This window comes from Weissella sp. DD23 (genome assembly GCF_001579105.1).
GTDB classification, from domain to species: Bacteria; Bacillota; Bacilli; order Lactobacillales; family Lactobacillaceae; genus Weissella; species Weissella cibaria.
Window position 1 is genome coordinate 318643 of sequence record NZ_KQ970391.1, and the last position, 4189, is coordinate 322831.

The following is a 4189-nucleotide window of genomic DNA, read 5'->3' on the forward strand; positions in this document are numbered from 1 at the left end:
ACCAAAGTGAAAACTTATCCGTCATGTTACAAAACACCACCAAGAAAGACATGGTGGTGGATGCCCAAGCGGCACCAGCATCAACTAGTAACAGTGGGATTGTCCAGTACGATAACCAAGCAAAGTTAGATCCATCGTTGGTGTACAACGTGAACAAGTTGGTGCAAGCGCCGGACAAAATTACAATTCCAGCTGGGCAAACAGTGACGTATACAGCTAAGCTAACGATGCCTGGTGCAACGTTGCCCGGGATGGTTTCCGGGGCATTGATTTTTGAGCCTGAAACGGGTGAAAAAGCAACAACCGGTCAAGGTAGTATGGGGATTGTCAATAAATTCCAATACACTGTCGGCATTTTGGCGCGTAATGAAAATCGTACATGGGAGCCTGATTTGACGTTTGCAGGGGTAGCAACGAAGAATGAGGCTGGTACGACGAACATTGCGATTAAGATGCGTAACACAACGAGCACGTATTTGAACCAATTAGCAGTTGAAGCCACGGTGACAAAAGATGGTAAAACATATGCGCGTAAGCAACGTGATATGCAAATGGCACCAAATTCGAACTTTAGCTATCTGGTACCGTTGAAGGAAAACGCAACTGCCGGTAAGTACACAATGAAAACGACGGCTTACTACGTTAAGGATAGTGCTGGGCAATACCAGGATGGTACGGGCCAACGCTATCGTTACAAGAAAACCTATACGAACGACGTAACGCTGACCAGTCAGCAAGCTAAAAAATTGAACGCTGATATTAAGCAAGCCGCTGGTGGTGTGCCAACAAGTATTATTGCTGGTATTTCAGCAATTGTTGTATTGGTCGCGGCTGTATTCGGTATGATTTTCTTGATGATGAAGCGTCGTAAGCGGGCGGATAGTCGTATGGCTGACTTGGAAGCTGAACTCGCTAAGTTAAAGGCAAATCAGAAATAAATCAATATTGAAATTGGGAAAGGGGACGATTGTCATGGTAAATGTACGCTTGAATAAGAGGCGCTTACGGGCAGTCGTCGCCTTTTTGACATTAATTGGGTTGGAATTTGGTGGCGTAGTTGGTTATGAAGCAACTATGGCGCAACCTAACCAAGTGGTGCGGGCCGATACGGCTTCGACGACGCTCTTGCAATTGGGAATTCCCAAAGCAGTTATCCAAACGATGCTCGACAATAGTCTCGAGAGTGATGACCGCACGCCGACTGCCGCGGGTGAAACAGTGAATACCTTTACGTTGGGTGATGTACAAAAGTTGAAGACGCTGTCGCTAGCAACGCGTACTAAAAATGCGGATGGCACATACACATCGAAAGCTAACAGTAATGTGGCTGATTGGCTAGGATCATTGGATTACACAGCAACGACTGGTGGCGCGTCTCCGGTTGTGACAAATGATGTCGTGCTCGGTGCCGATTATTTGTCGACGGGGCAGACAGCTGTTAGCACAATTCTTGATAAAGGTGTGCCTAAGTGGAGCGGTGGTGATCAATACTACACGCCAACCCCTATTTTGAACGTGTTGATGGCAGTAATTAATTCAGCCACAAATGCAACAACTCTTGATTTAACGGGGATGTTATCAAAGGTGCCTACGCAGAGTGCGTATAGCACCGTACACATGGCCACAATGGCTTTGGTTCAAACTAATAAACTAACAAATTTGAAGACCTTAAACTTAGGTGGCAATCGGTTAGGGTCTGATCAACAAGGTTCTGCTGCCATTGATGGCTCAGCCTACTATTTGTTCCGGTCAAATACGTTAACCTCAAATTCGGTCACAGACCTGGATTTGTCGAATAATGATTTTACAACGCTAGATGGTAATATTTTATCGGGAATTGGCTCACAAATTTCAGCATTGAATTTGGGTGGTAATAACATTACCTCGATTGACTACAATAACGGTTCGGTCTTTTCAAACGCGTCGAAATCAGATGGTGGTAGTGTTAATTTGGCAGGTAGTGAAAACCTAAACGTCTCTGGCAATACAGCTTATGTTATCGCTTCAGCCCTGAATTCCGGTGGTGCGTCGTTGACTTTGGATGATAAGACGGCCAATGATTTGGCTACGAATCAATTGGCGAGTCAAAGTGCCTGGCCAGGGGTTAGTTCAGCTGGGTTCCAGTCGATTGCACCGCAACTATCGGGTAGTACGGTGACGACGATTGTTAGTCAAAACGCAACGGCTGTGACGTCCAACGTCCTTCAAACATTGGCGACAACGAACGCCGATGCATTGAGCGCCAACACCTTAACCAGCTTGGCAGATAAAAATGCCAACGCGATTACGGCCGATGCGCTTTCATCGATTGCGGCGAATAATGCGACTGCAATCGATGATAAGGTGGTGTCATCAGTGCTAGCAAATAAGCCGACTGCGATTACGTCAGATTCGCTGTCGGCAATTGCGCAAAATAGTGCTGGGGCGTTAACCAGTAATTTGGTATCAAGCATCTTAGAAAAGCAGCCCGATGCGATTACATCAGATTCACTGTCGGCGATTGCATCAGGTAGTGCCGATGCTTTGAGCCCGGCCGTCGTATCACAGGTGGTCAATTCCAATCCAACGGCGATTACGGCGGATTCGTTGTCAGCAATTGCCAAAGGTAACGGGGCAGCCCTGAACGCAGACGTCCTTGCAACGGTCGCGAAGACGAGTCCCGATGCGATTACGTCAACTTCATTGGCAGCTGTGGCAGCGAATAATGCCGACGCATTGGATGCGACGACTTTGGCAACGATTGCTAAGACGCATCCCGACGCGATTGATGCAACCGTCATTGCGACGGTTGCCACGCAGAATCCAGCCACGTTAACGCCAGATTTGGTGACGAAATTGGCTGATGCAGGGGCATTGGATGCGACTGCTTTGAAAACCATTGCAGTTAATAATCCAGCGGCGTTAACGGGCTTGTCAGATGATGATAAGGAGAAAGTTATTGCCGCGGCTGGTGGAAGTGACAAGGTTGGTGATGTTGTCAACAATCCGACTACGGTCCCTAACTCTGAGGCCGCTAAGCCGGCGACGGATACACCGGTTGTTGCACCGCAATCAGACACGCAAGGATCAGTTGCAGTGTCTGGTGGTAACATTGGGTTTGGCCAGGTTAATCTTGGTGGTACAGATGATGTTATTACGTCACCGACAGCTATCGAAGTGGCTGGAACCATCCCCAAGTCGTGGTCACTAGCAGTATCGGCAACGGCTTGGCAAACCGCTGATGGTCAGCATCAATTCCAACCAACGTTAACCTTTGGCACAGTGCAAGACAAAGCAAATAACAAAGCGCTGGATGCCATCCAATTAACGTCCGATGGTCGTACAAAGGTATTAGTTGGTAACGCGACGGCGGCTCAAACGTTTGACGTACAAATGGGATCGATTCAGATGACGCATTTTGATGGTGCTGTTGCTGGACAAGCCTACACCGGGACAATCAATTGGCAACTCAGCAATACGCAGAGTGCCACACAACAATAATAGCAAAAGGGACATCTTGTGAATAAGGTGTCCCTTTTTGTTATCTGGGACAGATAAATATGCACCATGACAGGGGGTTCTCGGACCCGAAAAGGTCTTTTGGGGGATTTGGGACACCGTGATTAACTGACTAAAAGTAGGTTAATCTGATAGATAGGAAGATGAATTGAAAGGGGGATGTGCCGTTATGAAAAAGCGGGTCATGAGTATACTGATGTTAGCGTCAGTCGTTGGCGCAATCGGGACAAATATAGCCACATTCTCAACTTTCAGCTCGTTGTCACCTTTATCTTATGACACGGTTCATGCGGCAGATGATTACACCCAGAATCTCTTAACGGTTTATAAGATTCCAAGTGCAGTTATTCAAGCGATTATTGATAATAGTGTCGCTACCAACGGTAAGACGCCCAAAGCAAATGGTAAAACGGTTACTAATTTTACCGTGGCAGATTTCCGTGATTTAACAACGGTGTCTTTGGCTAATCGGGTAAAGGATGTTGATGGGACATATACGTCGATGACCAACGACGCGGTTGCAACGGCGATTGGGTCCGTACAAATGGTGAACGCGGGTGCGTTAGCCGATAGCAATTCACAAACGCCAACCAGTTTGGTATCGCAAAATTTCATCAGCGATAGTCGTCGGACAGATATGGTGAACTTATTAAAGAATGGTGGTTATGCGACTGATCAATGGGATCAGCAA

At 47.1% G+C, this 4189-nt stretch carries 3 protein-coding genes; all 3 read left to right on the forward strand.

All coding sequences use genetic code 11. From position 1 onward, the window contains the following. A partial coding sequence (locus tag WEIDD23_RS04015; RefSeq protein WP_197458799.1) for a DUF3324 domain-containing protein occupies window positions 1-938 on the forward strand: 938 nt, incomplete at its 5' end. Window positions 939-972: 34 nt separating this feature from the next. Then, window positions 973-3480 carry a beta strand repeat-containing protein gene (locus WEIDD23_RS04020; RefSeq protein WP_010373485.1) on the forward strand — a complete coding sequence of 836 codons (2508 nt, stop codon included), beginning with the start codon at window positions 973-975 and terminating at the stop codon, window positions 3478-3480. A gap of 187 nt (window positions 3481-3667) precedes the next feature. Beyond that, the coding region (locus tag WEIDD23_RS13465; protein WP_197458800.1) for a hypothetical protein at window positions 3668-4189 on the forward strand (522 nt) is incomplete at its 3' end.

Excerpts from the sequence above, each read along its gene's own strand:
- WEIDD23_RS04020 (WP_010373485.1), top strand. The coding sequence starts at position 973 with ATGGTAAATGTACGCTTGAATAAGAGGCGCTTACGGGCAGTCGTCGCC.